Annotated in this window: 1 pseudogene; it reads left to right on the top strand. The window is 68.8% G+C overall.

The window, feature by feature from the left end:
• Positions 1–464, top strand: a pseudogene (locus tag JF781_RS28220) (PPE family protein); the annotation flags it as partial.

Here is a 464-nt window from a genome sequence, read left to right as displayed (position 1 = left end):
CCACCGAGGCACAGTACGCGGCGATGTGGGCCCAAGACGTCGCCGCGATGTATGGCTACGCCGCCGCCTCGGCCAGTGCGTCGCTCCTGACCCCGTTCACCCCGCCGCAGCCCGCCAGCAACCCGGCCGGCCTGGCCGGACAGGGGACCGCGGTCGGCCAAGCTGTCGGCAGCTCGGCCAGCACCGACGCGCAAGCGGTCCTGTCTCAGGTGACCTCCACGGTGCCCACGGCCCTGCAGCAGCTCGCCTCCCCGCTATCGTCCACGTCCGAGTCATCGACGGGGTCGCTGTCGTCGTTGAGTTCGTCGCTCAGTTCCATGAATCCGGCGTTGTCGATGACAAGTTCGGTTGGGTGGATATCGAGTGCGCTGCTCTCGAACGCGAATCAGCTGAAATCTCTGATGCCGGCCGTCACCGCCGCCAGCACCGCAGCTTCGGGACCGGGGCTGACGGGCGCGCTTGCG

This window comes from Mycobacterium sp. WUMAC-067 (assembly GCF_020217485.1).
Classification (GTDB): domain Bacteria; phylum Actinomycetota; class Actinomycetes; order Mycobacteriales; family Mycobacteriaceae; genus Mycobacterium.
Note: the sequence above shows the minus strand (reverse complement) of the source record. Positions and strands in the feature narration are given on the sequence as shown.